General features: G+C 65.7%; 22 protein-coding genes. 11 read left to right on the forward strand and 11 right to left on the reverse strand.

Going from position 1 to position 26,770, the window contains the following annotated elements:
- Positions 1 to 23: 23 nt before the first annotated feature.
- Complete coding sequence (locus BM172_RS06160) at positions 24 to 4,289, reverse strand: transporter substrate-binding domain-containing protein (RefSeq protein ID WP_081805225.1); 4,266 nt, start codon at positions 4,287 to 4,289, stop codon at positions 24 to 26.
- Positions 4,290 to 4,373: 84 nt separating this feature from the next.
- On the opposite strand from BM172_RS06160, the gene BM172_RS06165 reads away from it, so the two are divergent.
- Complete coding sequence (locus BM172_RS06165; RefSeq protein WP_026636008.1) at positions 4,374 to 5,015, forward strand: response regulator; 642 nt, start codon at positions 4,374 to 4,376, stop codon at positions 5,013 to 5,015.
- Between the two features lie 684 nt (positions 5,016 to 5,699).
- Here BM172_RS06165 and BM172_RS06170 read toward each other — a convergent pair.
- The gene (locus BM172_RS06170) at positions 5,700 to 5,948 is read right to left on the reverse strand and encodes a hypothetical protein (RefSeq protein ID WP_026636009.1); all 249 of its coding nucleotides are present in this window, start codon (positions 5,946 to 5,948) and stop codon (positions 5,700 to 5,702) included.
- A 226-nt stretch (positions 5,949 to 6,174) separates the two neighbouring features.
- Here BM172_RS06170 and BM172_RS06175 point away from each other — a divergent pair, with 226 nt between their 5' ends.
- Positions 6,175 to 6,549: a hypothetical protein gene (locus BM172_RS06175; protein WP_026636010.1), complete on the forward strand. Its 375-nt coding sequence runs from the start codon at positions 6,175 to 6,177 to the stop codon at positions 6,547 to 6,549.
- Positions 6,536 to 6,844: a hypothetical protein gene (locus BM172_RS06180; RefSeq protein ID WP_026636011.1), complete on the forward strand. Its 309-nt coding sequence runs from the start codon at positions 6,536 to 6,538 to the stop codon at positions 6,842 to 6,844. Before BM172_RS06175 ends, BM172_RS06180 begins: the two co-directional genes overlap by 14 nt.
- Positions 6,845 to 6,900: 56 nt before the next feature.
- Here the strand turns inward: BM172_RS06180 and BM172_RS06185 are convergent, their stop codons facing one another.
- The 3 genes from BM172_RS06185 to BM172_RS06195 form a co-directional block, all read right to left on the reverse strand.
- Positions 6,901 to 8,157 (reverse strand): DUF4785 domain-containing protein, encoded by a 1,257-nt coding sequence (locus BM172_RS06185; RefSeq protein ID WP_231504226.1) that lies wholly within the window; start codon positions 8,155 to 8,157, stop codon positions 6,901 to 6,903.
- Between the two features lie 6 nt (positions 8,158 to 8,163).
- Positions 8,164 to 8,976 carry an alpha/beta hydrolase family protein gene (locus BM172_RS06190; protein ID WP_051549058.1) on the reverse strand — a complete coding sequence of 271 codons (813 nt, stop codon included), beginning with the start codon at positions 8,974 to 8,976 and terminating at the stop codon, positions 8,164 to 8,166.
- A gap of 371 nt (positions 8,977 to 9,347) precedes the next feature.
- Positions 9,348 to 10,013, reverse strand: coding sequence for a DNA-3-methyladenine glycosylase (locus BM172_RS06195; protein ID WP_051548879.1), 666 nt, complete (start codon positions 10,011 to 10,013; stop codon positions 9,348 to 9,350).
- Between the two features lie 331 nt (positions 10,014 to 10,344).
- On the opposite strand from BM172_RS06195, the gene BM172_RS06200 reads away from it, so the two are divergent.
- Both BM172_RS06200 and BM172_RS06205 read left to right on the forward strand, forming a co-directional pair.
- Positions 10,345 to 11,019 carry a helix-turn-helix domain-containing protein gene (locus BM172_RS06200; protein WP_197022879.1) on the forward strand — a complete coding sequence of 225 codons (675 nt, stop codon included), beginning with the start codon at positions 10,345 to 10,347 and terminating at the stop codon, positions 11,017 to 11,019.
- A 17-nt stretch (positions 11,020 to 11,036) separates the two neighbouring features.
- Positions 11,037 to 11,717 carry a nuclear transport factor 2 family protein gene (locus BM172_RS06205; RefSeq protein ID WP_177218792.1) on the forward strand — a complete coding sequence of 227 codons (681 nt, stop codon included), beginning with the start codon at positions 11,037 to 11,039 and terminating at the stop codon, positions 11,715 to 11,717.
- A gap of 76 nt (positions 11,718 to 11,793) precedes the next feature.
- On the opposite strand, the gene BM172_RS06210 is transcribed toward BM172_RS06205, so the two are convergent.
- Together BM172_RS06210 and BM172_RS06215 are read right to left on the reverse strand one after the other, a co-directional pair.
- A complete protein-coding gene (locus BM172_RS06210; RefSeq protein ID WP_026636017.1) occupies positions 11,794 to 12,630 on the reverse strand; it encodes a transporter in 837 nt (278 codons plus the stop codon).
- Between the two features lie 76 nt (positions 12,631 to 12,706).
- Positions 12,707 to 13,444: a hypothetical protein gene (locus tag BM172_RS06215; RefSeq protein ID WP_026636018.1), complete on the reverse strand. Its 738-nt coding sequence runs from the start codon at positions 13,442 to 13,444 to the stop codon at positions 12,707 to 12,709.
- A gap of 427 nt (positions 13,445 to 13,871) precedes the next feature.
- Here BM172_RS06215 and BM172_RS06220 point away from each other — a divergent pair, with 427 nt between their 5' ends.
- Complete coding sequence (locus BM172_RS06220; RefSeq protein ID WP_026636019.1) at positions 13,872 to 14,258, forward strand: RcnB family protein; 387 nt, start codon at positions 13,872 to 13,874, stop codon at positions 14,256 to 14,258.
- Between the two features lie 52 nt (positions 14,259 to 14,310).
- Here the strand turns inward: BM172_RS06220 and BM172_RS06225 are convergent, their stop codons facing one another.
- Positions 14,311 to 14,796 carry a CYTH domain-containing protein gene (locus BM172_RS06225; RefSeq protein WP_035323738.1) on the reverse strand — a complete coding sequence of 162 codons (486 nt, stop codon included), beginning with the start codon at positions 14,794 to 14,796 and terminating at the stop codon, positions 14,311 to 14,313.
- Positions 14,797 to 14,896: 100 nt separating this feature from the next.
- A complete protein-coding gene (locus tag BM172_RS06230; RefSeq protein ID WP_026636021.1) occupies positions 14,897 to 15,445 on the reverse strand; it encodes an ester cyclase in 549 nt (182 codons plus the stop codon).
- On the opposite strand from BM172_RS06230, the gene BM172_RS06235 reads away from it, so the two are divergent.
- Positions 15,444 to 16,010, forward strand: a complete 567-nt coding sequence (locus BM172_RS06235; RefSeq protein WP_331279775.1) for a YciI family protein — start codon at positions 15,444 to 15,446, stop codon at positions 16,008 to 16,010. The two genes, BM172_RS06230 and BM172_RS06235, sit on opposite strands and share 2 nt — an antisense overlap.
- A 38-nt stretch (positions 16,011 to 16,048) precedes the next feature.
- On the opposite strand, the gene BM172_RS06240 is transcribed toward BM172_RS06235, so the two are convergent.
- Together BM172_RS06240 and BM172_RS06245 are read right to left on the reverse strand one after the other, a co-directional pair.
- Positions 16,049 to 17,086, reverse strand: coding sequence for an alcohol dehydrogenase catalytic domain-containing protein (locus BM172_RS06240; RefSeq protein ID WP_026636023.1), 1,038 nt, complete (start codon positions 17,084 to 17,086; stop codon positions 16,049 to 16,051).
- A 35-nt stretch (positions 17,087 to 17,121) separates the two neighbouring features.
- A complete protein-coding gene (locus BM172_RS06245) occupies positions 17,122 to 17,895 on the reverse strand; it encodes an SDR family NAD(P)-dependent oxidoreductase (RefSeq protein WP_026636024.1) in 774 nt (257 codons plus the stop codon).
- 181 nt (positions 17,896 to 18,076) lie between these two features.
- Here BM172_RS06245 and gcvA point away from each other — a divergent pair, with 181 nt between their 5' ends.
- From gcvA to BM172_RS06265, 4 genes are all read left to right on the forward strand, one after another.
- A complete protein-coding gene (gcvA, locus tag BM172_RS06250) occupies positions 18,077 to 18,988 on the forward strand; it encodes a transcriptional regulator GcvA (protein WP_026636025.1) in 912 nt (303 codons plus the stop codon).
- Positions 18,989 to 19,175: 187 nt separating this feature from the next.
- Positions 19,176 to 20,420 (forward strand): autotransporter outer membrane beta-barrel domain-containing protein, encoded by a 1,245-nt coding sequence (locus BM172_RS06255; RefSeq protein WP_026636026.1) that lies wholly within the window; start codon positions 19,176 to 19,178, stop codon positions 20,418 to 20,420.
- A gap of 727 nt (positions 20,421 to 21,147) precedes the next feature.
- Positions 21,148 to 24,333, forward strand: coding sequence for a TonB-dependent receptor (locus BM172_RS06260; RefSeq protein ID WP_026636027.1), 3,186 nt, complete (start codon positions 21,148 to 21,150; stop codon positions 24,331 to 24,333).
- A 62-nt stretch (positions 24,334 to 24,395) separates the two neighbouring features.
- Complete coding sequence (locus BM172_RS06265; protein ID WP_026636028.1) at positions 24,396 to 26,765, forward strand: GH92 family glycosyl hydrolase; 2,370 nt, start codon at positions 24,396 to 24,398, stop codon at positions 26,763 to 26,765.
- The last annotated feature ends 5 nt before the right edge of the window (positions 26,766 to 26,770 follow it).

Raw genomic sequence — 26,770 nt, forward strand, 5'->3', positions numbered from 1 at the left:
CGGCACGCCGCCGGCGTTGGCCGTTACGGCGCCGCCTGCGACGGTTTGAGCGACTCGATCAACTGGAGAACGCCCAGGCGATACCGCAGCGCCTGCGCACGGCCTTGCTCGGTCACGCCTTCGGCAAGCAGTTCCGAACGCAGCGCTTCGCCCTGTTCGGCCAGTGCATCGGCCCCGAAGATCTTGATCGCGCCGTTCATGCGATGAATATGGCCTGCGGATTCGGCGGCATCTCCTTGATCGATGGCCCGTTCCAGCTGGCCCAGATCGTCGTGGACGCTTTCCACGAAGCCATCCACCAGCGCGGTGCGGCGCGCATCGGTGCCGAACAGGCGGTCCAGCGCCGATGCCGCAGCCTGTGGTTCCGACGGAAGGGGCGAGACCGGCGCGGGCATCCAGTTGAGCAAGGCGTCGCGCAAGGAGGCGAGGCTGGCCGGTTTCAGCAGCATCGCGTCCATGCCGGCGTCGGCGCAGCGCCTGGCTTCGCCGGGCATCGCGCTGGCCGTCAGGGCGAGGATGGGCAGTCGATGGTCCGCGGTCTCCGCCGCGCGGATGGTGGCGGCCAGGGTGTAGCCGTCCATGCGTGGCATGTCGCAGTCGGTGATCAGCAGGGCGACGTCGTCGTGGGTGCTCAATGCCTCGAGCGCTTCCACGCCGTCGCCGACGGTGATGCAGCGGTAACTGAGCCGCTGCAACTGCTCCTGGATCAGCAGGCGATTGGTCGGATGGTCTTCCGCGACCAGGACCAGGCCTGGGTGCTCGGTACGCGGAGCATAGACGGCGGGCTCCGTTTCCGCGCCGGCCGCAGCCATGCCGAACGCGCGCCTGCAGCAGGCTTCGATGGCCGCCGAGGAAAACGGATTCCGGCTGAGCATGCAGGTGCCGTCCGGCTCGATGGTGTAGCCGAGCGGGCTGGGTTCGTCGGTCACGACGATCGTGGGCATCGTCTGTCCGGTTGCACTGGCCAGGTCGAGTTCGTCGACGAAGCGCAGCGACGCCGTGTCACCGGTGCCCGCCGGCATCATGCCCAGTGGCGCGAGCAGGCCGGCCAGGACGGCGGCTTCGTCGGCGGCCAGCGCCAGCAGCGCGCGACGACCCGGCAGGATCGGCGGCGCATGCATGCGATGGACCGGCAGGGCCAGCTCGATGACCATCGCGGTTCCTTCGCCGGGCGCACTGTGCATGGCCAGCGTGCCGTCCATCAGCTCCACCAGCCGCCGGCAGATGGTCAGGCCAAGCCCGGTGCCGCCGAAGCGCCGCGCGATCGATGCATCCGCCTGCACGAAAGGCTCGAACAATCGCCGTTGCTGCTCGGCCGTCATGCCGATGCCGCTGTCGCGCACGGTCAGGCGGATGCGCTGGCGTGCAGGATCGGAGGCGAGCACGTCGAGGCGCACGTCGATCGCGCCTTCCTCGGTGAACTTGGTCGCATTGCTCAACAGGTTGAACAGGATCTGCCGCAGGCGCACGCCGTCGCCCATGAACTCCGCGGCCAGCCGCGGGTCGATGGCGTTGCGCACGTGCAGGCCCTTCTCGTGCGCGAGCGTCGAGGCGATGGCCAGTACGTTGTCGACCAGCGAGCGCAGGTCGACCGGAGTCGGCGACAAGGTGAGCTGGCCGGCCTCGATCTTGGAGAAATCGAGGATGTCGTTGAGGATCTGCATCAGCGTGGCGGCGGAATCGTCGACCATGCGCAGCATCCACTGCTGGTTGGCCGTCAGCGGGCCATCGCGGAGCAGCTCGAGCAGGCCCAGCAGGCCGTTCATCGGCGTGCGGATTTCATGGCTCATGGTGGCCAGGAAGCTCGCCTTGGCCGCGGCCGCCGCCTCGGCTTCCTCCTTGGCCTGCGCCAGCGCCTCCGCCTGGGCGCGCGCCTCGGTCACGTCAGTCCATACGCCGCTCCAGAAGGTCTGGCCGTGCTCCTCGCGCTGCGGCGTCGCCTCGGCGCTGATCCAGCGCTCCCGGCCGTGGACGATGCTGCGGAACACGATCGAGATCGGCTGCATCGTCGCCACCGATGCCTCGACCGCCCGCTCGATCACGGCCTGGTCTTCTGGATGTACCCGTGCAAACGCCGCGCGTTCGTTGCTTTCCATATCCTGTGCGGACAGATCCCACATGGCCTGCGTATTGCCGCCGACGTAAGGGAAGCTCAACGTGCCGTCCGCGGCGCGGCGCAATTCGAACACCACCGCGGGAAGATGCGCAGTGATCCGTTTCAGGCGCAGGTCCAGCGCGCTGGCGCGCTCTTCGGCTTCGCGGATATCGGTGACGTCGACCAGGGCGGCCAGCAGGCCGCCAGTATGGCCGCTGGCGCGCTGGAACGGGCGGATCCAGTACAGCCAGGTGCGTTCCTTGCCGGTTGCATCGGGCAGGCGCAGTTCGGCGTGGTAATGGTTGCCCGTATGCAGGGCGTCCGCGGTCAATTGATGGAAACGGCGGTTCCATTCGCTGCTGTAATGGGATGAATCCTCGGTGGTCTGACCGATCAGGCGTGCACGCCCGATGCCGAAGCTTTCCTCATAGGCGTGATTGACCGCCAGATAGCGGTTGTCGGTGTCCTTGGCCACCAGCGGATACGGCAGCGACTCCATCAAGGCCTCGCGGAAGCTGAGCTGGTCCGCCAGTTGGCGTTCCGCCACGACGCGTTGGCGGACTTCCCGGCGCAGGCGCAGGTAGGCGGTGAGGATCAGCGCGATCACCGCGAGCACGCTGCCGCCGACCACGGCGGCGGTCTTCCAGAAGGTCCGCCAGTCCAGGCCGCTGGTATAGGTGGACCACAGCCAGGTGCTGCGGATGCGCTGCTGTTCTTTCTCCGGAATGCTCGCCAGCGCCTGGTTGAGATAAGGCACCAGGCGGGCGTACTCGCGGCTCACGCCCAGCGACTGCGCACTGACGATGTCGGCCGACGCGGCGATCTTCAGCTGACCGGCGAAGCGGCTGCGGATCTGCAGGTCGGCCACTGCGGCGTTGCCGATGTAGGCGTCGGCGGAGCCATTGGCCACTTTGTCCAAGGCCGTGCCGACGTCGCCGACCAGGGTGATGCTCGCGCCGGTCATGCGGCGGCGGATCGATTCGGGGATTTCGCGTGGATCGGAAATGACGACGCGCAGGCCAGCGAGGTCGTCCACACCGACGGGGGACGCGCGCTTCTCGGAAACGACGATGACATCGGAGAAGCTGGCGAACGGTTGGGTGTAGATCAAGTTTCCATCGGGCGAAGGCAGCGCATTGAGCGGGGCGACGATATCCACCTTGCCATGACTGGCCAGTTGGAGTGTCTCGCCCCAGTTGCGGCTGGGCACATAGATGAATTCGATGCCGAGGGACGAGGCGACACGGTCCAGGTAGTCGGAGGCGATGCCGCTCGGATGCCCGTTGGCGTCGACATAGGCGATCGGCGCCCAGTTGGGATCGAAGCCCAGCTTGAGCGGCGGCAGCGAAGCCAGCCACTGGCGTTCTTCCCGGGTCAGGTTGAGGCCGGTATCGCGCACGCCGACGCCGACGGTGGCATTGAGCCAGCGTGCCCGGATCTGCTGGTGCTGCTCGGGCGTCATCCGCAGGAGCGCGGCGTTCAGCGCGTCCAGCAGCGGCAGGCGGTCGCGCGGTGCGGCAAAATGGATCGTCCTGGATGCGATGCGGCCCTGGTTGTAGATGCCGAGCGTGGCCTTCGCTTCGTCGCCGAGATAGTGCGCGATGACGTAGGGATCGCCCAGGTACACATCGGCGCGGCCTTCCTCCACCATGCGCAGTCCGAGCGGGGTGTCGGCCACGGGGATGCCGGTGGCCGATGGCAGGCGGCGCTCGATCCAGTTCTCCGTGGCGGTGTCCTTTTCGTAGGCGATGCGCGCGTTACCCAGCCCGTTGTCGTTGTGATAGCGCGTGCCGTCCTTGCGGGCCACGATGACCGGGGGAACATCCAGGTAGGGCTCGGAGAAGGCCAGGCACTGCGTCCGTCCGGGCGTCATGTTGACGTTCATCACCAGATCGACGTCGCCGCGGCACAGGGCGGCCATCAAGGCCAGCAGGCTCGGATAGACCTTCGGTTCGAAGTCGATGTGCAGCTCGCCGGTGATGGCGCGCAGATAGTCCGCGCTCAAACCTTCCAGCCGACCATGGCTATAAGTCTGATAAGGCGGCCAGTTCTCGCGCACGATGCCGACCGTGATGGTCTTGTGATGATCGAGCCAGGCTTTCTCGTCCGGCGAGAGCGGGGACATGGTGGCATCGGACGCTTGTGCCATCGACGTGGCCGCCAGCCATATCCCTAAAAGCAGCCATCTGAACATCGGCACGATCCTATTGCTGCACGAGGCACGTGTGCCTGTATCCTAAAGACTCTTCTGATCTGAGACGACGCCCCCGAGGGACCTATGACGATACGTGTCGTGCTGGCGGATGACCACCCCATCGTCCTTCTAGGGAGCCGCATGCTGATCGAGCAGGGCGGTACCACTGTCGTCGGCGAAGCGCGCAATCCTCAGGAATTGCTGCTGATCCTGTCCAGCACGGAATGTGATGTGCTAGTGACGGACTTCGCCATGCCCGGCGAGGGCCATGCCGATGGCCTGGCGATGTTGGGATTGATCCGGCGGAAATATCCGGAGCTTCCCATCGTCGTACTCACCAATATGTCCAACATCGGCGTGTTGCGCTCCATTCTGGGCGAAGGCGTGCGAGGCATCGTGGAAAAGGGCGCTGAAATGGGCGAACTTCCCGTGGCCATACGTTCGGCGGCCAAGGGCACCGTCTACCTGAGCGACAAGCTTCGCCGCAATCTCGAAGAGCAGGGTTTCACCGCCAAGGAAAGCACCACCGCGGCACGGCTCACGGCACGCGAAATGGAAGTGGTGCGCATGCTGGCCAGCGGCCTTTCCCCGACGGAAGTCAGCCAGGCCCTGCATCGGACGGTCAAGACGGTGAGCTGGACCAAGATTTCCGCCAAGCGCAAGCTCGGCTTGAAGAGCGATGCGGAGCTGTACGAATACGCCCGCAGCCATCAGTTGACGTCCTGAGCAGAGATGGAGCGCGTTCGGGATGGCTGGCCGAGGGCATCGTGTGTATCCGATGGGAATATCTGAGGTCTGGAGCCGAACTTAGGCCTGCGCGGCCTCCTCTCCCTACTGGAAAAGTCCAGTCGTCCCGCATGTGCTGCGAAAAATGTGCGCCCGAACGCGTTACGGCGTGGGATTCCGTCTGACCTGATCGCGACGGGGTCGATCTGTCTGGTATGACTGCGCCGCGGGAATTATCGAAGCGGTCTATGCGGCGACCGCAGTCGCGCGACGACATCCAGCAGCGTAATCGCCTGTTAGCTCGACGGAAGCGCGAATCGCGAATCGCGAATCGCGTGGGAGATGATTGTGCGTCCGTCTTGTCGCGCCCATCGCTGGCCCATCAATCCTATTGGATTTATCCGGTGTTCGGTCTCGGAAAGGATCGCTAACGTACAGGGGCTGAGCGGCTCGTTCGTTCTGACGACAGTCGATCCTCGCTTTCCTCCCCACCGGATGGACCTAACCATCTGCTGCACGCGATCTACCACCCCTGGGTTCGTCGGGTGACGGATGGCCGGTGGGGAGGATCTTTTTTTGTGCGCATCGCGATCTATTCCGATGGCTCCCACGTTATCGCCCAACGCGTCGGGCGCCGCGCACTTTCCCGTCAATCTCCCGGAGCGAACTCTCGGGATGCCTGGTTCACCGATCTTCAGTCCAGTGTGATGGCGTACGCCGGTGCCGCCGGAGCGATTGCCTGACGGCGCGCGCCAGCATGACCGCGGTCGGAATCAGCAAGGCAAGGCAGAACGCCAGCCCAAGATCTTCGGCATGAGAGGTCGTCAGCATCTTGGCGCTCCAGCGCTGAGCGGCATCTGCCGGAGGCAACAGCATCCATACGCCAGGGCTGGCACTGAAGATCGAAGCCAGCGAGATGATGGATGGGAGCATGAGCGGCATTCCTTCGGGAGCAATCGTCGATAGGGCATTCGCCCCGAACCGACAGGATCACTCTTCGCGTCGATGCCACTAACAAGAATAATCCGGCGAGTAACTCTGACTCGACTATTCCAGGGTAAATACATGCAACTTCAGGTCAGCTGTGGATGAGAAATTTCCTGTAGGTAAGGAAAGAGCCCCTTCCTAGGCTTGCTCGACTCCTTAGGGGTCTTTCTTCATGCCATACGCGGATATTCTTCTTGTTTACGATCTGCTAGGTGCCGCCATTGCGCGGGGCCAGCTCGATGTGGCCCAGTACGACGGGAAGTACACCCGTTCCGAAGTGCTCTCCTGCCTGTGCATGCTGTGGCGCGAGCGATTGATCAAGCCGCCCGTGGTGAGCTTCGTCCCCGGTAGGGACAGCGTCATTTCGTTCGAGCATGGCGCGGATGAGGATGGGCGAGGCATGCATCGCCTGTTGCGGCAGACGCTGCTGGTTTCTCCTGGTTTCAGCGAAGCCACGCCGAAGGCCGGCGTCATGCGCGGCCACGGCGAGCGACGCGAGCGCGGCTCCTCACGAACGGACGGAGGGCGGTGCCATGTCCTTCGCTAATATCGCCGTGATCTTCGACCTGCTCCATGCCGTGGTGTCGTGTTCGCCGATGATCGCCACGGAGTACGACGCCTGCGGCCGCTACACCACCGGGCAGATCATGCGCGGCTTCAGTGTGTTGCATCAGCATGAGCTGACGATGTCCGAGCTGATCCTGGACGAGACGGGTTACCGCATCCTCGACTACAAGCAGCAAGGCCTGATTGAAAAAGGCCGGCGCATCTACCAGGTATTGCTGCAGACGCAGGTGGCGTTCGACGACGCTGACACCATCGCGCGTCGCGACGCCGTGTAGCTGCACAAGCACGGGCGTAGCCGGGAATGGACTGTCCATTCCCGGCCTTTCGCGGATTACAGCGAGAAGCGCAGGGCCTGGGCCCTGCGTTCGACCAGGCCCACCGCGGGCTGGTCCTGCAGGCGCAGATCTCGCAACTCATATGGCGGCGCCGCGCCTTGCAGGCTGGCCGGATCGAAGTGCAGGCGCAATTCGCCGCTGCCGTTTTCCAGCCAGGCGGCCGATTGAGCATAGGCAACCGGCTGCGCACGGCCATCCGCGCCGCGGCCGTAGAGCACAGCCGAGGCCGCGTAGCGGCTGCCGCTGCGGACATCGACGCCGAGCGCGATATCGATGCCGCCGTCGCTCGCTCGCTTCGGTTCGGCGCTGCCGGTGAAGCGCGCGTCGGGCACCGCCACCGCGAACGCGGTGTTGACGTTACGCCGGACTTCGCGTCCGCCGGCATCGGTGCCGGTGACCGTGCTTTGCACTTCCCACAGGCCGGGCAGGCCGGACTGCTGCGTCGGGCTGGCCGTGGCGACGAAGCTGCCGTCGGCCTGCCGCTGGAAGCTCAGCGGCGTGGTGTTGCCATCCGGCGAGCGCAGCACGCCAGTGGCTCCGCCCAGTGCACGCTGCCTGGCGTTGTCGCGCAGATTCAATGACACCTGCAGGTTGCCGCCGAGCAGCAGCTCGGCACGGTTGGCGCGGGCTTCCACCACCAGCGGGCTTTGCGGTTCGTAGACATAGACGACGTAGCGCCCGTGCGCTTTCGGCGCCTGCAGCGTGGTGCGGCCGGCGCCCAGGTCGGCGCGCAGCTGCAAGGCCATCGAGGCGTCGGTGGCCTCCATGCCCGCGGCCTGGAGCTGCTCGGTATCGGCGACATGGCGCATGGCCGCAGCGCCTTCGAACTGGCGGTTGCCGACGCGCACGCGCAGGTCGGCCGGCTGGATGCGCGTGCCGCCCCGGCCGGGGCTGAGCCGGATGATCGCGCCCGGTGCGGTGGTCGAGAGCTCGATGCCGCGTTGCAGTTCGGTGTCGCTTACCTCGCGCCAGTATTCGCGGCTTTCGCGGCGCGTCGGTTGCGGTGTTGCTTCCAGCGGCTGCGCGGCATTGAGCGCCCAGCTCACCTGGATCGGTTGCCGCTCCTCGTGCACCTGCGGCGCGGCGGGCGCGAGCCGGTTCGATACCGTAGCGGTCGGACTGGCCATGCGTGCATGGACCAGGGTGGGTACGAGATCGTCGGATTGCGCGGGCAGCAGGTTCTGCGTGGCGGCGATGGCGGAAACGGGCAGGGTGCCGGCGAGCAGCGCCAGCATCAACGGTCGAATGCGCATGGCGGCTTATCCCTTGAGGTCGTTGGCGAGAATGGATTCCAGGCCGAAGCAGGCACGCCGGCTCTGGTTGTGATTCAGCACCGCGCCGCCGCCGGTGCGTTGCGTATCGCGGAACCACACGCTGCCCGCGGCCGAGGAGCTGCTGCAGTTGATGAAGCCGTCCGAGCAGCTGTCCAGCCAGTTCTGCGTGATTTCCAGGCCCACGCTCTGTGCATAGCCGCCGCAGTAGCTGTCGCCGTCCCAGACCGCCGAGGTCACGTCGGTGCCGACCACGCTGCGGAACGTGACGGGCAGGGCGGGCCGGCCGGCCGTGCCCAGCAGGTTCTGCTGGTTGTAGGTGGCCATCCAGCTCACCTGCTGCATGCGCACCGCGTCGTTCTGGTAGCCGAGCAGCCAGCCCAGCGCGGACTCGAACACGTTGCCGTTGATCACCGCGTCGGCCAGCGGCGTGCCGGCGCTGGACGGCGCGATGGCATTCACCCGTACGATGCGGCGGATGATGTTCGGATAGCGCGCGTCGTAGGTCGGATTGGAAAGAATCCAGCGCATCACATTGCCGCCGTTGGAATGCGTGATGACGATCAGGCGATCGATGTTGCGCGCATTGATGAAGTCGGTGAGCTGTTGCGCGAGGCAACCGGCCGCGCGGTTGTCCCACATGTATTGCTCGAAGTCGCAGTTGACGACCAGCAGGTTCTGCTTGTCGGTCAAACCATTGCGCACGCCTTCGACCATGGCCGACTGCCAGTAGTCGTTCGCCGCGTCGGTCTGCTTGCCGGTGCCATGCACCAGCGCCACACCAGTGGCTGCATGGGCCATGGCGCAGGCCAGGCCGAGGATCAGGATAGCTATCAAACGTCGCACGTCTCTTCCCTCCCTAGTGAGCGCATGGTCGATGCCACGCGCGGATAGGGCGCCCGTGCGGGACGAGATCGCTCGTCGGGAACGGCGCGCCCGCGAATCGGGCGCGCATGGAGGGCGGCATCGGCGATGCCCGGCACGGCTTCCATGCGGCCGCAGCTTTGGCGCAGCGAATCTAGCGGGCGCGCCGGAACGGATTCTGTGAAGCGGTGCGGCTATCTTCGTTGCAGGCAGGTGTCACGCCTGCGCGCCGTCGGTTTCGTCGGTGCGTCGTGATGGAAACGTGAGTTGGCCTTGCGCGTCGTTTCGAACGTTTCGAACGCAAGATTTCATTCCTGCCTCGTGCGCGCGCAGGAGCGGAGCGTGGCGCTGCCGGAGACATGGCGATTGCCTGGCACGCACCATCGCCATGGAAAGTCCTTCGCGACGCTGATGCCGATGCGTGGCCCGACCTGCGGATCGCCCGGCGGAGCCGTCCCGTCGTCGACGACGGTGAAGCCTTCCAGCGCCGCCACCAGGTCGATGCCATCCTGCGCGCCGCTGATGCCCATTGCCTGCGTCAGCCGAGCCGGCCCGCGGCACAGATCGCGATCCACTGACGCACGCGGTCGCGCGGCGCGCATCTGCGCCAATCCATGCAGAGGTTCCAGGGCGCGGATCAGCACGGCGCCACCGGCGCCTTCCGGTCCGGCGACGCAGTTGGCGCACCAGTGCATGCCGTAGGTGAAGTAAACATACAGATGTCCGGGCGGACCGAACATGGTCGCGTTGCGCGCCGTCTTGCCGCGATAAGTGTGCGCGGCGGGATCGACGGCGCCCGCATAGGCTTCCACTTCCACGATGCGGCCAGCGCGGCCGTCCGCCGCGGCGAGGATCTTGTTGAGCAGCAGGGGCGCCAGCAGGGTGGAAGGGCGGTCGAAGAACGCGCGCGGCAACGGTGTGCCCGGCCACGCGATCGAAGTCGTTTTTCTACGGGCCACTGGTGTCTCCGTCATGCGCCGTTCGCGCGTATCGGAACGGTTGCCCGAACCGCATGTCGAGCGCTGCGCGGGGTGGGCGCCGCAGGGTATGGGTAATGTCGCGTAACAGCAGGCTGTCTCTGCGCGAGAATGGCATAGGCGATTGCCATGCCGCCAGAACGCGGCCCACCGCGGCGGCCGGGCCGGCAGGTCCTCGAGCCCGGCAGCGACTGAACGATCCGCACTTCCTGTCGCATGGGTTGGTTGCTATAGAGCGGCGGAACGCACGAGGCCTTTCCGCATGACGAACTCACCCGGTTTCCGCCAGGCACGCCTGGGGATCGAGCGCCTCGCGCCGGGCTATGCCTTGCCCAGGCATCAGCATGGCGCGGCCTACGCCACCGTGCTGCTGCGCGGCTCGTTCGAACAATGCAGCTATGCCGGGCGCATGCGCATCGGGGCAGGGGACGTGCTGGTCCAACCGACCCTCGATGCCCACGCGGATCGCATGCTCAGCGCCGGATTGACCGTGCTTCGGCTTCCGTGGCCGCGCGATGAAACCTGTGGCGGCGTCCATGCCGGCTGCGACGTGGACATGCTCGCGCGATTGGCCGAGCGCGATGTGGTCGAGGCAGCGGCGGCCCTGCGCGAACATCTTGCCTGCAGCCAGCCGGCGCCGGCATTGATGGAAGATCAGGCCGACGCGCTCGCCCGTGCCTTGATGCAGCCCCATGCGGTCGCGATCGGCGCATGGGCGGTTCGGATCGGCATCGCGCGCGAGACGGTATCGCGCGGTTTCAGCCGCCTGTATGGCGTATCGCCCGCTCGCTTCCGTGCCGAGTGGCGCGCCCGTGCCGCGTGGTTGCGCATCACCGGCGAGCGCGCATCCCTGGCCGCGATTGCCGCCGATGGCGGATTCGCCGACCAGGCCCACATGACGCGTGCGGTGAGCCGCCTGACCGGCGCACCGCCGGCGGCGTGGCGTGGCCGGTCACATTCGTTCAAGACCGCGCAGCGGAACGACGCGAGACTGTCCGAATGATGACTTTCATATTCGCCATGGCCTTGTCCGGCCCGGTCACGACTCCGCTCGAAACCACGCTGCGCGCCAGGGACCAGGCCCTGCTTGACGCCATCGCCCCCGGCAATCGTGCGCTGTGGGAACGCACCTTGACCGACGATGCCATCTACGTCGACGAGAACGGGACGATCATGGATCGCCCCACCTTCCTCAAGACCCTGGTGCCGCTTCCGCGCGGCGTCACCGGTTCCATCGCGATCACCGGCTATCGCGTGCAACGGCATGGCGACAGCGCCTTCGTCATCCATCAGGACGAAGAGCGCGAGATGTTCCACGGCCAGGCACTGCTCGCGCATTACCTGATGACCGAAACCTGGCGATTCGAACGCAACGAATGGAAGCTTGCCTCGGCGCATGTCTACGTGGTCAACGACGACCCGCCGGCAATCCCGCTGCCAGCGGCCACGCTTGCCCAATATGTCGGGCATTACCAGGCCGCGCCGGATCTGCGCTACGTGGTGCGGATCGAACAAGGCGTCCTGCTGGGCGGTGTCGAAGGCGGCCCGGTGCAGCCGCTGCTGGCCGAGGTCGCCGACGTGCTGTTTCTCAAGGGACAGCCACGCAAGCGCTTCGTTTTCCAGCGCGACGGGCAGGGCAGGATCACCGGTTTTGCCTCACGGCGTGAAGGGCATGACGTGATCTGGACAAAGCTGCCCTAGTCGAGTCTTCGGAGAAGGCGCTCCGGCGAGACCTTCTTCGATACGGCTCCCCCGATGCCGGGGGAGCCGTCCGTGCTCAGAACGAATACACCACCGACGCGCCCACACCCCAGTCCGGGCTGCCGTCGGTGAAGCCCTTGCTGGCATACACCTGGGCTTTCCACTGGCTGGCGAACTTGTACGAGTAGTAGCCGGTCACTTCGCTGCGCGAGAAGCTCGTGTCCGATGCCTTCTCGCGATAGTCGTAGTACGCGCCGATGCTGCTCTGGTTGTCGATCTTGTAGCCGAGACCGAGGTTGGCGCCGAACACATTGTTGAGGCGGATGTACTCGGAACTGCCCAGCCAGGTGTAGCTGGCGCCGCCGAAGACGGTCCAGCGGCCGAAGCCTTTGTACAGGTCCACCGCGGCGGTGTAGTCGTTCTTGCCCGTGCCCAGGCCCTTGTCTTCGTCGGCGGTGCCGAACTTCACCTTGCCGGTGAGATCGATGCCGAAGTTGGCGGCGTCGTTGCGATAAGCGGAGTAGGTGGCGGAAGCGATGACGTCGCCCAGGCCCGAGGCCGAACCGGTCGTGGCGGTGTCGGTAGTCGTGGCGCCGGACTGGCCCTTGCCTTTGCCCTTGCCACGTCCGTTCGGGTTGCCGTTCTTCACCGGGCCCACGCCCGGAATCACGTTGTCCGGACCGGATACGCGGATATAGGGCACGACCAGCTTCAGCGACCAGTCGCCGGTGTCGTAGCCGAACGAGACCGGCACCTGGGTGATGTCGGTGGTCTCGGAGGTGCCGTACTTGCCGGAGGTGTAGTCCACGCCCGCTCCGATCTTCATGGTGGGCGCTTCGTCGGCGTGCGCCGCCTGGGCCATCAGGCCCAGCACGCCGAGGGCGGCGAGCGTGCTTGCGTTCTTCAGCTTCATGTCTGTTTCCTTGGGGCAGCAGCAAAAAGGAGGCCCTGTGCGGGCCTCCTCGTTTTCTTGTGATTACCGTGTCGGCTCAGCGACCGTGTTCCGGCTTGTCGGGGCGCTCGGGCTTCTCGGGGCGATCCGGCTTGGCCACATGGTCGGGCTTGTCGGGGCGGTCGGCCTTCGCCACCTTATCGGCCTTATCGGCTTTATCAGCCTTGTCGGCCTTCGCGAGCTTGTCGGCCTTGTCCGTCTTCGGCCCGTGCGCGATGTCGTCGCTGGAAGGCAGCGGGCCATGCGCCTTGGCCTGGCCCATCACCTCGCCGACCTTGAAGCCGAGCGACTTGGCGATCTGCCCCCAGCCTTCGCCGGATGCGCGCGCGGCGAGCACGCCGGAAAGCTGCACGGTGCCGGTCGCGGTGGTGATGGTGCCGCCATTGAGCGCGGCCTGCAGGTCGGCCGCGGTCGGGTTGGTGATGCCAGCCTTGGTCAGCTCGGCCTGCGCGAGCGCCAGCGCGATGTTGACGTTGCCCCAGCCCATCGGACCGGTGGCCGGCGTGAAGGTGGTCTGCACCGCCGGCGCGGTCGCCGTTGCCGGTGTCACCAGCACCACCGAGGTGCCGCCGCGCAGGCCGGTAACCAGCGCCTGCGCATTGCTGCCGGATCCGGCGAACGTGGTGTACGAGGTGGTGAGGCGGGTGGATTCCACCGTGGTGGTGGTCGTGGTGGTCGTCGTCGTGGTCGTGGCGGTCTGGGCGGCGGCACCGCCGGCAAGGCCCAGGCCGATGGCGGCGCTCAACACCGAAAACGCGAGGAAATATTTTTTCATGGTTCGCCCTGGCAACGGATGTGTGGATGAATTCCTCGCGAGGTACCGCTGCGAAAGCGGCAGATGGGCTCCGCACCTGTCACGTGGCGGCGCAGCAAAAAACTGCTGGCCGGACGGCCTCGGCGGCGGATACTGGCTGAGCGGAGGAAACAAGAAAAGGCCGCGAATCCTGCGAAGTTCAGCAAATCGCATGGAACGCTTCAGCTGCGAGTCAAGCATTCCCCGAGCGCGTGTTGTGCATCACGAATTTCAAGCCTTTTTCTTGCTTCAGGCTTACTTCCTAAGGAGACGCTAAGGAAGACCGCAGCTTCCGTGCACGTGACGCCTGGCGCATGATTTATCCGTGGTTGCACTTCGCTGGCTAACGTGGCGCACGGCTCGCGCAGCCCGCGCGCCGCACCTTTCGATAGCTCACTGGGGAACCGACATGAAACGCCTTCTCTCTCTTGCCCTTGCGGCAGTCCTGCTGGCCGGCGGCGGTGTGGCCTTCGCTTCCCCGCAGGATGGCCATGGTCATGGCCATGGCCGTGGCAACGACAGCCAGTGGGATGACGACGACGGCCCGGGCCACGGCCGTGGCCACAATCCCAAGGACGAAGGCCGGCACGACAACGGCAGGCATAACGGCTGGTACAAGAAGGGCGAGCGCCTGCCGGATCGCTACTACAGCCGCACGTACTACGTGACCGACTACGAGCACTACCACCTGCGCCGCCCGGAGCCCGGCTATCGCTGGGTGCGCGCGGATGGCGGCCAGTTCTATCTCACGCTGGTTTCCAGCGGTGTCGTCATCGACATCGCGACCGGGCTCTGATCGCAGGGCTGCGCGCCGCGGACGCCTGTTCGCGGCGCGCCGTATGCAGTTGCTAGCTGCGCGCCTGCGCAAAGCGCAGGGCAAGCGCGTCGCCGGCGTAAGCGATGTCGTCGGTGATCTCCGCGCCGGCAAAGCCCGGCGGGATGTAGTTCGCCGCCGCCTGCCCGGAATCGAACTCCATCTCGAAGATCGCCAGCGAGAGCGGTGCAGGGTAGACGTCGATCGCTCCCTCCGGCATGGCATGGCGACGCTTGCGCACGCACGCGCCGGGCAATGCGCTCAGCACCAGGTGCTCTTCTTCGGTCAGATAGATATTGGTGATCGGATTGGCCAGCGCATCGTGCCGGCCGTACTTCTTGCAGAGCTTGTAGATCGTCTCGCCGTCCGGTTCCCGGACGACGCGAAGGCGCAACAGGGTGCCCGCGACGTAGACGTCTTCGATGATTCGATAAGGACGGCTCGCCAGTTGGGCCAGGCCAGTATCGGGGACCAGCCAGCGCCGCTCGATTTCCGGCAGGGAATACTTGGGTGGCTTCATGTCGATGACGTCGATGGTGTTGGCCGCAGCGAGCCGGGAGTCTAGCCTGCACCGGCGCCATGCGTCGTTGGCGGATGAGAACTGGCGTATTGCGTGCCGGTCAATGGACGACGCCCAGTTGCGCGAGCAGGGTGTAGTTGTCTTCCAGGTGCCAGTTCTCGGCAATCTTTCCGTCCACCACGCGATAGATGTCGGTCGCGATGAAGTTCACGGTCTGACCCTTGCCCTGGACGCCCTGGAACGAACCCTTGAAATGGCCGGTGAAGCGCAGGTGCGCTACCACGCGATCGCCCACGACCAGCATCTGCTCGACTTCGCAATGAAGATCCGGCACCGCCAGGCGGAATTGCCTCGATGCCTGCAGCGGTCCTTCCACGCCTTGCATGCGGCCGGGCGGTAGCGTGCGATCGATGAAGCGGGGCGACAGCGCCTGGCGTGCCAGCGCTTCGTCGCCGGTGTCCCAGAACGTGTCATAGCGCCGCGCGGCCAGTGCGTTGGCTTCGGCGATCGCCCGCGGCAGGCTTCGGTCGATGACCAGCTTCCCGGGCTGGGCCAGTCCGGCGCCGGACGCGTCGGCGAAGGCTGGCGCGGTGAGCAAGAGGCCGACCATCAAAGCCAGGCGGCGAATGGATGAGCGATGTGCGTGCATGGGAACTCCTCAGGAGGCGGCTACGCTAAGGTTCGCCATCGGCCGGGAGAAGCCGGCGCGCCGGGAAACAAGCTTTTCCAAACGGGAAAAGATCGCGGTGCTCGCCGGGCGTCTGAAAGTTGGTGTCGATTCCCGGTTCGCCCGTTCGTCATATCGGTACAGGCCGGAAACGTCCGGTCAGATCAGGAGAGCAGCGATGCGCGTCATGGTGCTGGTGAAAGCCACCGAGGACAGCGAAAAGGGTTTCGTCCCCACGCCCGAGAACATGGACATGCTCGAAGCGATGGGCCGCTTCAACGATGAGCTGGCCAAGGCCGGCATCCTGCGCGCGGCCGATGGCCTGACGCCGTCCTCGCAGGGCAAGCGCGTGGCCTTCGACGGCGCCGGGCGCATGGTCATCGACGGGCCGTTTGCCGAGACCAAGGAACTGGTCGCCGGTTTCTGGCTGTGGGAGGTCAAGGACATGGAAGAGGCGGTCGCCTGGGTCAAGCGCTGTCCCAATCCGATGCCGGGGCCGAGCGAGATCGAGATCCGGCCGCTGTACGAGATGGATGATCTGTTATGAAAGCCTGACGGCGAGGTCGTCAGGTGGGCGGCATCTCTTCAATGGGGGCGGTTCGCTTGCTCCATGGTCAGCACCATGCGGAACTTCGCTTCGCCACGCTTCATGCGCCGATAGGCGTCGGGCGCCCGTTCCAGCGGCATGGTCTCGATCATGGCGCGCACGCCGGCCAGCACGCTGAACTCCAGCGTCTTCTCGTTCTCGTAGGGCGTTCCGGTGATGGAGCCCAGGATGCTCCGCTCGCCGGCGACGAGCTGGCCCAGCGGGATCGACAGCGGCTCGGCGCCGACACCCAGCACGACCAGCCGTCCCTGCGGCGCCAGTCCGGCGACGAGTGCGGACACGGTGGCGGCGTGCGCGATGGTGGTGATGATCGCCTGGGCGCCGCCCAGGTCTTTCAGCCTGGCCCCGGCGTCCTGCTCGTTCGTGTCGATATAGACATGCGCGCCCAGGGCGAGGGCATCCCCGGCGATGTCCTGGCCACGGCCGATGGCAGCGACCTTGAATCCCATGCGTCTGGCGTACTGCAAGGCCATGTGCCCGAGCCCGCCCACGCCGACTACCGCGACGAGGTCGCCGGCTTCGGCGCCGCATTTCTTCAACGCATTGAAGGTGGCGATGCCGGCGCACAGGATGGGCGCGGCTTCCTCGGCGCGCAGTTCGTCGGGAATCGACACCAGGCCGGTACTGCGCGCCACCATCATTTCGGCATAGCCGCCATCGCAGGTGGCGCCGAGCACCGGCTGGTCGCGGCAAAGCTGGAATTGCCCGCGGCGGCATTCGTCGCATTGGTTGCAATGGCCGCCGAGGCGGCCCACACCGACGCGTTGCCCGAGCTTCCAGGTTGACGGCGTGCCCGGGCCGAGCGCGGCGATGCGGCCGACCACTTCATGGCCGGGCACGCGCGGCGGCCGGGTAGCGGGATTTGCGCGCTCGATGTCCGCCGCATCCGCGCCGCAGATACCGCAGGCTTCGACTTCGATCAGCACTTCGCCATGTTGCGGTACGGGCGTGGGGCGCTCGACCAGCTCGAGCACTCCCGACGCGGCGATCTGCATGGCGCGGTAGGTGTCTTTCATCGTGGCGCTCCCGCCCGGTTGCGTTTCGTGCTGACTCAGTTGCGTCCGGCCATCACGCCGCCGTCGACATCCCAGATCGCGCCGGTGACCCAGCTGGCCTTGTCCGACAGCAGGAACACGATCGCTTCGGCGACATCCTGCGGCGTGCCGACGCGGCCGATCGGGTGGAAGCTGTTGAAGCCTTGCAAGGCGCTGTGCACTTCGGCCTTCGGAATGAAGCCTTCATAGATCGGCGTCTGCACCACGGCGGGCGACACGGCATTGACGCGGATATGCTTCGGCGCCAGCTCCATCGCCAGGTGCTGGGTCAGCGCATGCAGGCCGGCCTTGGCCATCGAATATGCCGACGACGGCGTGGCTGCGATGGCCTGCTTCGCCCACATCGAGCCGATGTTGACGATGGCGCCGGTGCGGCCAGCGTCGATCATGTGCGTCGCGACCTTCTGCGTGATGAAGAAGAACGCCTTGTTGAGTTGCATGTACTGGTCGTAGTCCGCCGGCTGGTGTTCCAGGAAAGACTTGGGGAAGAACACGCCTGCGGCATTGACCAGCAAATCGATGTCGCGGTGCTGCGCATCGATGGCGTGGAGCAGAGCGGCCAGTCCTGCGTCGCTGGACAGGTTCGCCGTCAGGGCCTCGACCTGGCCCAGGGCGGCCAGTTGCGCGCGCGCCTCTTCGGTCTTGTCGGCGCGCTGGCCGACGATGACGGCGCTGCCGCCTTCGGCGAGCACCATGCGCGCCGTCTGCAGGCCCATGCCGCTGGTGCCGCCGACGACCAGCAGCTTCTTGTCTTTGAATGCCTTGCTCATGGCGAAAACCTCTCGGCCCGCCCGCAGGCGGTGCGTTGGAAGAAAAACTATCTATGCGAAGCGGTTGCGCGGCCCGACCTGAGCAGCGGATAGCTACCGATATGCGGAAGATTCTTCGCCGGTCTCCATGCGCTGACAAACGAGATAAACTGCTGCTCACCGAAAGAAAATCTATGCCGCTATGAAGTCGCCGGTTCACCTGAACGCACTGCGCGCATTCGAGGCCAGCGCCCGCCACCAGAGCTTTTCCGCGGCGGCCGACGAGCTTCACGTCACTCCGGCTGCCGTCGGCCAGCTGGTACGCACGCTGGAGGATTGGCTAGGGACGCCGCTGTTCCATCGCGGCTCCAGCGGCAAGGCGCGACTCGTTCCCACCGAAGCCGCCGAACGCGCATTGCCCGATATCCGCGCAGGCTTCGACAGGTTGGCCGTCGGCATGGAGCGCCTGCAGGAAGGCTCGACCAGTGGCGTGCTCACCGTGGCCGTCAGCCCGGCGTTCGCCGCGAAATGGCTGTTGCCGCGCATCGAAAGTTTCCAGCTCGCCTGGCCGGATACCGACGTGCGCCTGGATACCAACCTCAAGCCGGTGGATTTCCTGGCGCAGCGGATCGATATCGGCGTGCGTTACGGCACTGGCAGCTGGCCGGGACTGGTCGCGGACAAGCTGATGGACGAAGAGGTCTATCCGGTGTGCTCGCCGGCGTGGGCGAGGGGGCACCCGCGTGTGAAGAAACCTCGCGACCTGGCCGGAGTAACGCTGATCCACGACTTGTCGATGGACAGCCACAGCGGGTTTCCCACCTGGGAGGCGTGGCTGCGGAAGGCAGGCGCGCCGATGGTCGCCGCCGCTCGCGGCATGCAGATCAACAACTCCGCTGCGGTACTGCAGGCCGCGATCGAAGGACATGGCATCGCGCTGGCACGCAGCGTCATGGCGCACGACGACCTGGTGGCCGGGCGGCTGGTCCGGTTGTTTCCGGAAGTCACTTTTGCTTCGCCATTGGCCTACCACGTCGTCTACCGCGCGGAATCCGCCGCGCTTGCACGCCTGATGGCGTTCAGGACATGGCTGCTCGAAGAGGCTTTGGCATAGCGCATGAGTTGCATGGCGAGCTGCATGCTCACAGTGGTGCAGGTGCCGATATCTGTACAGGTCCATAACCTGAAATGTGTGCAGCCGCACGTGGCCGATCGTCGCGGCCTCATGCACACATAATTTTGCGGCGCGGTAGGGATACTCGGCGGTTGCCACGCCTGGTGGCGATCTTCGAGAGCGACGCATGACCATCCGCCATCGCATTCCTTGCGCGCCGCAGACCGATGCCCCGCACGGCCAGCCGCCCATGCCTCCCGCCGCTCGCCGCACCGGATACCTGCTCGCGATCGGCGCCGCAATCGCCGCGGCCACGCCGTTTTCGGCCGCCTTCGCGCAGAGCCAGCCATTCCCCGCTTCAGGCTCCGCCAATCAGGTCGCGGTCGCCAATGCGCTGCAGTCTCTGCCGGCGGGCAATGCGCTGCGGACGTCGCTGCAGGGCCAATGGCCGGCTGACCTGGCGGCTGCGCGCGCCGGATACGACCGTCTTTCAGGCGAGATCCACGCCGCGGTCGCCACGCAGATGATCGACGACAGCCATTTTGCCCGGGACGCAGTTTTCGCCCGGCTTTCCTGTGCGGCAGGCTGCGCCGACGGCAGCCATCTGTGGGCGCAGGCCGCCGGCGGCTGGAGCCACCAGGGCAATAACGGCAATGCCGGTGCGGTCTCGCGCAGCATGGGCGGCGTGATGGGTGGCGTCGACACACTGATCTTCGGCGATCGTTGGCGCGTGGGCCTGTTGTTCGGCTATGACCACTCGCGCATCGACGCGGACAGCCGCGACTCCACCGCAACGACGCACGACACCACCTACGGCGCGTATGCCGGCACGCAGTGGGATGCACTTACGCTCAAGCTCGGCGCGGCCTATGTGCGCCATGACATCTGGACGGATCGGTCGGTGCAGGTGCCTGGGCTGGCTGCCGCTCATCTGGGCACCGACTACTACGGACATACCGCGCAGGCCTTCGCCGAACTCGCCTATGGTCTGCGCTGGGGCGCCAGTTCGTGGCAACCCTATCTGCAACTGGCGCGGGTGAAGCAGGATTTCGAATCGTTCCGCGAATCCGGTGGCACCGCCGCGCTCGCCGGCAGCAGCCACGAAGCCGACGTGACGTATTCCACCCTGGGCCTGCGTTTCGTGGCCGACCGTTTCCAGCTCGGCAGCGTGGCAGTGAATGCGCGCGCCGGCCTGGGCTGGCGCCACGCGATGGGCGACGTGGACGTCGCGCATGCGCTGGCGTTCCGGGCCGGCGGGCGTGCCTACGACGTGCGCGGGCTGGTGGTGAGCCGTAACGTCGGCGTGCTCGACGCCGGCCTGGATTTCACCCTGGCACCCAATGCGGTGTTCTCGCTCAGCTACACCGGTCAGGCCGGCAGCCAGCGTTTCGTCGACCAGGATCTGACGGCCTCCATGTCGGTGCGCTTCTGAAGCGCGACCGGTAAGCACCGGCGGCCCGAAGTCCTGACGCTCGATGCGGCTCAGGACCTCGGGTCATTAAGCGCAAGTCTGGAATGTCACGCCGGGACAGGCATGGCCGTGCATAGAAGCGGACACCGCTCACATTTGGACGTCTAAACGACGCGAAATCCCTCGGATGTAAGACGGGACTTTTTGCGGCGCAGCGTGACAGGTCACGCGTTCAGCGCCTTAATTTGGCGGCAGGGGATTTAGATCGATCTAATTCAAGTTATTTCAATCCGGTCGCACAGCGCTGGCCCGGAATGACTTGAGTGGACGGGGAGGGGAGCCATGGATGCGCGCGTCATGCGCCGTCCGGCAGCGGCCGCTTCCCGCGACAGGTGCAGAAGAACGGGAGGCCGTCGCATGAAACCTGAAGTCGCCCGCCATCGCATGCCTGGCCGCACGGCCGGCGTCATCGCATCGGCCGACGGCCGGTGCGGCCATGCACGTGTTCGCCGCGCGGCTCCCTCGCTTCGGCGGCAGCAGGCCGCGCGCTCCGCAATCGCACATCCCGCACGTTGAAGCACAGCCCCGTCGAGCTTCGTGCCCGCCGGTATTCAGAAAAGTTTTGATCGATCCAATTCGAGCTCAGGGAGAACGCCGCCACCCATTGCGCATACCAGGCATGTGATCAAACGGGGGATCACCGCGCCGAATCCATGACGGCGCATATCACGTAGGGGAACCGAGAGACATGACTTACCTGCCACACATGTTGACGCGTAAACCGCTGTACTCCGCCCTCGCCCTGGCGACCTTGTCGCTCGGCGGCTGTCTGGGCATGCCCGCTGCGGCCCTTGCCGCGCAGGCGACCGGGCCCGCCGCGAGCCCGGCGACCGCCGCGCCGCCGCCGCAGGCCACCGATGGCGCGCAGGAGAAGAAGGACACCAAGGGAAAGAATGGGGAGGCCAACAACCCCACGACCTTGCAGACCGTCGTCGTCACGAGCTTCCGCCAGTCGGTCGACCAGAACATGCAGGACAAGCGCGATTCCAATTCGATCGTCGAAGTGATCAATGCGCAGAACATCGCGCAGTTTCCCGCCAAGAACATCGCCGATGCCCTGGCGCATGTGCCCGGCGTGGTGATCAGCCGCGAGTCGGGTGAAGGCAAGACCGTCAGCATCCGTGGCCTCGCGCCCGAGCTGACGCTGACCCAGTTGAACGGCAACTACGTGGCGTCGGCCGACACGTCGGCGGGCCTCTCGCGTTCGTTCAACTACACCTTGTTCCCGGCCAATATGTTCTCGGACATCAAGCTCTACAAGAGCCTTGAAGCGCGCCTGGACGAAGGCGGCATCGGCGGCAACGTCGACCTGCGCACGCGCCGTCCGCTGGAGATGGATGCGAACGAAGGCTTCATCTCCGGCACCGCCGCGAGCTCCGACACCAGCTCGAAGACGGAACCGCAGGCCTCCGCACTGTGGTCGTGGAAGAACAAGGACGAAACCTTCGGCGTCCTCGTCGCGGGCTCCTACCAGAAGCGTCAGGCGACCACCTATGAAGCCGATGCCACGAGCTGGCACTGGTGGTCGGATAACTGCACGGACCACGTCACTTGCACCCAGCCGCCGGTGGACGTCAACGGCCGGCCGTACCCATCCGCGGTCAATAACAACATCGACCTGTGGGGCAATGGCGTCGTCGACCAGGCGGGGCATGTCTCCAACGGCTTCTGGATGCCGCAGCAGTTCGCCACCAGCCGCAACGACCTGACCCTGAAGACCAAGGGCGCCCAGGCCACGATGCAGTTCAAGCCGAGCGACCACTTCCTGCTGACCGGCAACTACTTCCGCTTCCAGCGCCAGCAGACCCAGATCACCAACACCCTGGAAATTCCCGAGTGGGGTCTGCCCAATAACAGCAACTACGCCGACCAGAACGGCCGTCTGCTCGCGCCCAACGGCCTGAGCTTCGACAAGTCCGGCACGGTCGTCAACGGGGCCAACTACGTGCTGCCGCCTGCGGGCGTCGGTTGCAACGCTGCGGTGAACCCGGTCACCGGCGCCGCCCGCCAGGCGGTGGACGTGTGCTCGACGGAAATCCCGTGGCTCAACGGCAATTACTCGGTCGAGAAGGCCACCTCGCAGACCCTCAACCTGGAAGGCGAATGGGATAACGGCGGCAGCCTCAGCGGCTCGTTCAACGTCGGCCGGACCTGGGCGAAGGGCGGTCCCTCCATCGAACTGGGCATGGCGGCCAAGCCGCGCAATTTCGTCAATGGCCAGTGGGTGGACGGCAGCACCGGGGCGGCATGGACCTTCAGCGGCAAGCCGGGCATCGTCGCCGACCAGTCGGTGCTGCAGAACATGCTGGCCGGCGCCGGCCAGGTCGACCTGGGTTCGACCGGCTCCAACATGGTGAATACCCGCACCTCGCAGAACTTCGCGCAGGCGGACTTCACCTGGGCGTTCGAGTCCTCGTGGCTGCAGTCGCTGCAGTTCGGCGCGAAGTACAGCGACGCCAATGCCGAGCAGCAGAGCAACGAAGTGCGCTGGTACTGCAAGGGCACCACCTCGCAGTTCCAGACCTGCGATCCGACCGCGGGCCAGCTGCCGGCCAGCTTCCTGTTGCCGAATTACCTCAATGGCGCGAACCACGCCTACGAGGACAGCATCTTCCCGGCGATCAATTTCCCGGCGTACTACAACCACCTCAATTCGACCTATGACCGGGTGATCTACAACAAGCCGCAGAACAAGTCGTCGATCGGCGAGAAGATCGCCGCCGCCTACGTGCAGGCGAACTTCGACACGGGCACCGTACGCGGCAACGTCGGCTTGCGCTTCGTTTCCACCAAGCAGGACCTCACGGTCGCCAACCAGGTCACCACCAACAATGCGGTGTACTACCACGATGCCGCCGGCAACATCCTGATCTGCCCGGCCTCGGGCGTGAACGCGGGTGGCGGCAAGTGCGCGCCGGGCGACTTCCAGTACCTGCCGCGCGAAGTGGCGGTGGTGGAAGCCTTCACCAACTCGACCACCAACAAGCGCTACAACAAGCTCCTGCCGAGCTTCAACGTCGCGTGGACGATCGCCGATCAGTTCGTCCTGCGCGCCGCCGGCTCGCAGGCGTTGGCCCGCGCCAACTACACCGACCTGGCCCAGCTCGGCCAGCTCACCAACAACACGCAGGACTACTACAACGACCGCAAGCAGTTCGGCGCGCCACTGCCGGGTTGGTACGGTTCCGGCGCCAATGCCGACCTGAAGCCCTTCACGGCGACCCAGTTCGACCTCGCCGGCGAGTGGTACTACGCCCCCCACGGCGTCGTCGGCATCGACCTGTTCCAGAAGAAGGTGAAGAACTTCGTCGTCCCGGTCACCGTCAACAACATCGACGTGAACGTGGGCGGTACCCAGACCAACTTCCGCCAGTACAGCACCAATGCCAACGGCCGCTCCGGCACGTCGAAGGGCATTGAGTTCTACGCGCAGCACACCTGGGACTCGGGCTTCGGCTATATCGCCAACTACACGCTCAACAAGACCAATGAAACCGCAGTGACGCTGGGAGATACGCAGGTGGGCAAGGCCGAGCTGATCGGCAGCGCGAAGTACGCGGCGAATGTCTCGCTGTTCTACGAAAAGAACGGCCTGCTGCTGCGCGCCAGCGAGAACTGGACGGGCCGCACGATGCAGGGCCTGACCGCGGGTTTGCCGATCTACGCGCAGCCGTATCACCAGATCGACCTGAACGGCGACTACGAGATCAACAAGCACTTCATGGTCACCGCGTCGATCATCAACTTCAACAAGGCAACGCCGCACACCTACCTGGGCGGCGACACGCGCGCGCGCCTGGTCCAGTTGATGTATCCGGGCCGCCAGTACTACCTGGGCGTGACCTACAAGTTCGGTGGAGACAGCAACAAGTAAGAAGAAACGACGGGGCCGGGTGCATTACCCGGCCCCTTCTTCTTTTCGAGAAGGAAAACCGCATGAATACCCTCATGGCACGCTTTCCCCATCGTGCCGTCGCGGCTGCGCTGTCGGTGCTCGCCTTGACTTCAGCGACGGCTGCACCGGCGCAGGAGCACCCGCATGCGACTCCCTCCACGGCGCCGGTGGACATCGCCAACCCCCTGGTCGGAACCGCCCCGCTCGACAACCAGGCCCTGCTCGGCAATGCGCCACCGCCCGGCGAGCCCACCTACACCGGCATGACCACGCCAGGCGCCAGCTTGCCGCAGAGCGCCACCGAAGCCGCGCCGGTCAATATCAATGCCGACCTGAGCTTTGCCACCGGCGTGCCCGTGGCCTACGACTACCGGCGCCCCACCATGTTCGGTTTCAGCGGCGGCGGTTCGACCTATGGTGCCCGCGGCGCACCCATCGTCATGCCCGTGGTGGGCGACTGGACCGTACCGCCGGACTACATGGCGTCGTACTACGACAAGGCCACGGAGCGGGCATCGCCCGGTTACTACGCCGTAGACCTGGCCACGTTCCGCACGAAGGCCGAGTTGACGGCCACGCAGTGGACCAGCCTGATGCGCTTCACGTTCCCGGAAAGCCACCGGTCGAACGTGGTCCTCAACCTTCGCCGCGCCGGCGGCGAGGTGGAAGTGGTGGACGACCGCACGATCCGCGGTATCGCCACGGCCGGCCGCCGCGACCGGGACACCGATGGTCCTTACTTCGTCGCCGAGTTCTCGCGGCCATTCACGGCGTTCGGCACCTTCCATGCGGAGGTCACCGCGAAGGGCGAGGGTCTGGGCCGCGAAGACGTGAAGGCGGGGCGCCGGAACGTTTCGGGCGACTATGCCGGGGCCTACGTCACCTACGACACCAAGGCGGGCGACCAGGTGGTGGTGCGTATCGCTCATGGCCACAGCGCCGCGGAAGCCCAGCAGCGGCTTCGTGCGCAGGACAGCGACACCGACTTCGATCGCGCGCACGTGAAGGCGCGCGCCCGCTGGGCGGAACTGTTCGATCGCGTGGAAGTGACCGGCGGCACGGCCAGGCAGCGCATGCTGTTCTATTCGACGCTCTATCACTCCTTCGCCAGCCCGCGGATGATCGCCCGCAAGGGCGAGCACTACACCGGCGCCGACGGGCGCGACCAGGTGGCGGACTACGATCATTACGGGCCGGTGCCCTTCTGGGATACGGGCCGCAACCAGATCGTGCTGCTGATGCTGCTGGAGCCGCAGGTGGTGCAGGACATCATGCGCTCCGAGCTCGATATGGCGCGTGAGCGCGGCTACATGAATACCTCGTTCCATGGCGACCATGCGGTCTTGCTGTATGACGGCGCATGGCGGCGCGGCATTCCGTTCGACTATGCCGGCGCCTACACCTACCTGCGCAAGAACGCGACCGATCCCAATGGGCCGCGCGGCTATCTGGCCGAGTACATGAAGAACGGCTGGATCTCCGACATCGTTCCTGCGGAAAATCCCAGTCCACCGTATGCCGGCGGCAAGGCCGGCGCGGCCACCACGCTCGAATATGCCTGGGACGATCACGCGCTGGCCGACGTCGCGCAGCGGCTCGGCAAGACGGACGACGCGCAGATGTTCCTGCGCCGCGCCGCGAACTACCGCAACGTATTCGATCCCTCCGTGGGTTTCGTCCGCGGGCGCAGGGAAGATGGCCAGTGGATCGCGCCGTTCGATCCGGGCGAGCCGTACTACAACTTCATGATGAAGGAAGCCTCGGGCTGGTCCACGCTATGGCTGGTGCCGCACGACGTGCAGGGCCTGGTCGGCCTGCTCGGCGGACGCGATGCGTTCAATGCCAAGCTCGACGCGTTCTTTTCAACGCCTTACCAGCCGAAAGGCGTCTGCCGCGATTGCACCGGCCTGATCGGCCAATACGTGCAGGGCAACCAGCCGGACCAGCAGGCGGCCTATCTCTATGCCTGGAGCGGTCAGCCGTGGAAGACGCAGGCGCTGGTGCGGCGCATCCTGGCCGAGCTGTACGGCAGCGATGCGAGCGGCTACGGCTTTCCGGGCATGGACGACCAGGGCTCGACCTCGTCGTGGTATGTGCTGAGCGCGATGGGCTTCTATCCGGTCGATCCGTCGAGTCCCGACTACATCCTCGGCAGTCCGATCTTCGACCGGGTGCGCCTGCGCATGGGCAACGGCAAGGTGTTCGAGATCGTCGCGCGCAACAACTCGGCGCAGAACCTCTACATCCAGTCGGCCACGCTCGACGGCAAGCCATGGACAAAGCCCTGGTTGAGCCACGCCGATATCGCCAAGGGCGCCAGGCTGGTGCTTACGATGGGGCCGCAGCCGAACAAGGCCTGGGGGGCTGATCCGCACGATGTGCCGCCCTCGATGTCGAAGGGCGGGTCCTGAACGAT

It is taken from the genome of Dyella marensis (assembly GCF_900112865.1).
Lineage (GTDB): Bacteria > Pseudomonadota > Gammaproteobacteria > Xanthomonadales > Rhodanobacteraceae > Dyella_D > Dyella_D marensis_A.

Bases quoted from the DNA above. Each gene is read 5' to 3' on its own strand.
- BM172_RS06230 (WP_026636021.1), bottom strand. From the start codon at position 15,445: ATGCACGCACATCGCTCATCCATTCGCCGCCTGGCTTTGATGGTCGGC.
- BM172_RS06170 (WP_026636009.1), bottom strand. From the start codon at position 5,948: ATGCTCCCATCCATCATCTCGCTGGCTTCGATCTTCAGTGCCAGCCCT.
- BM172_RS06175 (WP_026636010.1), top strand. From the start codon at position 6,175: ATGCCATACGCGGATATTCTTCTTGTTTACGATCTGCTAGGTGCCGCC.
- BM172_RS06180 (WP_026636011.1), top strand. From the start codon at position 6,536: ATGTCCTTCGCTAATATCGCCGTGATCTTCGACCTGCTCCATGCCGTG.
- BM172_RS06245 (WP_026636024.1), bottom strand. From the start codon at position 17,895: ATGAGCAAGGCATTCAAAGACAAGAAGCTGCTGGTCGTCGGCGGCACC.
- BM172_RS06195 (WP_051548879.1), bottom strand. From the start codon at position 10,013: ATGACGGAGACACCAGTGGCCCGTAGAAAAACGACTTCGATCGCGTGG.
- BM172_RS06260 (WP_026636027.1), top strand. From the start codon at position 21,148: ATGACTTACCTGCCACACATGTTGACGCGTAAACCGCTGTACTCCGCC.
- BM172_RS06220 (WP_026636019.1), top strand. From the start codon at position 13,872: ATGAAACGCCTTCTCTCTCTTGCCCTTGCGGCAGTCCTGCTGGCCGGC.
- BM172_RS06240 (WP_026636023.1), bottom strand. From the start codon at position 17,086: ATGAAAGACACCTACCGCGCCATGCAGATCGCCGCGTCGGGAGTGCTC.
- BM172_RS06165 (WP_026636008.1), top strand. From the start codon at position 4,374: ATGACGATACGTGTCGTGCTGGCGGATGACCACCCCATCGTCCTTCTA.
- BM172_RS06265 (WP_026636028.1), top strand. From the start codon at position 24,396: ATGAATACCCTCATGGCACGCTTTCCCCATCGTGCCGTCGCGGCTGCG.
- BM172_RS06205 (WP_177218792.1), top strand. From the start codon at position 11,037: ATGGCCTTGTCCGGCCCGGTCACGACTCCGCTCGAAACCACGCTGCGC.
- BM172_RS06210 (WP_026636017.1), bottom strand. From the start codon at position 12,630: ATGAAGCTGAAGAACGCAAGCACGCTCGCCGCCCTCGGCGTGCTGGGC.
- BM172_RS06225 (WP_035323738.1), bottom strand. From the start codon at position 14,796: ATGAAGCCACCCAAGTATTCCCTGCCGGAAATCGAGCGGCGCTGGCTG.
- BM172_RS06190 (WP_051549058.1), bottom strand. From the start codon at position 8,976: ATGGCCCATGCAGCCACTGGTGTGGCGCTGGTGCATGGCACCGGCAAG.
- gcvA (WP_026636025.1), top strand. From the start codon at position 18,077: ATGAAGTCGCCGGTTCACCTGAACGCACTGCGCGCATTCGAGGCCAGC.
- BM172_RS06160 (WP_081805225.1), bottom strand. From the start codon at position 4,289: ATGTTCAGATGGCTGCTTTTAGGGATATGGCTGGCGGCCACGTCGATG.
- BM172_RS06185 (WP_231504226.1), bottom strand. From the start codon at position 8,157: ATGCGCATTCGACCGTTGATGCTGGCGCTGCTCGCCGGCACCCTGCCC.
- BM172_RS06215 (WP_026636018.1), bottom strand. From the start codon at position 13,444: ATGAAAAAATATTTCCTCGCGTTTTCGGTGTTGAGCGCCGCCATCGGC.
- BM172_RS06235 (WP_331279775.1), top strand. From the start codon at position 15,444: ATGGGAACTCCTCAGGAGGCGGCTACGCTAAGGTTCGCCATCGGCCGG.
- BM172_RS06255 (WP_026636026.1), top strand. From the start codon at position 19,176: ATGACCATCCGCCATCGCATTCCTTGCGCGCCGCAGACCGATGCCCCG.